This is a genomic window from Rhizobium grahamii CCGE 502 (assembly GCF_000298315.2).
GTDB classification, from domain to species: domain Bacteria; phylum Pseudomonadota; class Alphaproteobacteria; order Rhizobiales; family Rhizobiaceae; genus Rhizobium; species Rhizobium grahamii.
Genome location: NZ_AEYE02000052.1, coordinates 1 through 749, shown reverse-complemented (window position 1 = coordinate 749; position 749 = coordinate 1). Strand labels below are relative to the sequence as shown.

Genomic DNA, 749 nt, shown 5'->3' with positions numbered 1-749 from the left:
CGCCGATGACCACCGACTTGCCCCAGCCGCGATGGCTGGCTTCCAGCGCCTGGCGCATCACCTTGGTGTTGCCGGTGCAGTCGAAGGTGTAGTCGGCGCCACCGATCTGGTCGGCGCCGCGCTTCGTCATGTTGACGAGGTAGGGCACGATGTCGTCGCCGACCTCCTTCGGATTGACGAAATGCGTCATGCCGAAGCGCTCGCCCCAGGCCTTCTTGTCGTTGTTCAGATCAACGCCGATGATCATGTCGGCGCCAGCAAGCCTGAGACCCTGGATGACGTTGAGGCCGATGCCGCCAAGCCCGAAGACGATGGCGGTCGAGCCGATCTCCACCTTGGCGGTGTTGATGACGGCGCCGATGCCTGTCGTGACGCCGCAGCCGATATAGCAGATCTTGTCGAAGGGAGCGTCGGGATTGACCTTGGCAACGGCAATCTCCGGCAGCACCGTGTAATTGGCGAAGGTCGAGCAGCCCATGTAGTGATGGATCTTGTCCTTGCCGATCGAAAACCGCGAGGTGCCGTCCGGCATCAGCCCCTGGCCCTGGGTGGAGCGGATGGCGGTGCACAGATTGGTCTTGCGGCTGAGGCAGGACGGGCATTCGCGGCATTCCGGCGTATAGAGCGGAATGACGTGGTCGCCCTTCTTTACCGAGGTCACGCCTGGGCCGACATCGACGACGATGCCGGCACCCTCATGGCCGAGGATGGCCGGAAACAGGCCTTCCGGATCGGCGCCCGACAGGGTG

1 protein-coding gene is annotated in these 749 nt (G+C 63.6%); it reads right to left on the bottom strand.

Annotated elements, in window-relative coordinates; translation table 11 throughout:
- The coding region (locus RGCCGE502_RS34340; RefSeq protein ID WP_016558837.1) for a zinc-binding dehydrogenase at nucleotides 1-749 on the bottom strand (749 nt) is incomplete at both ends.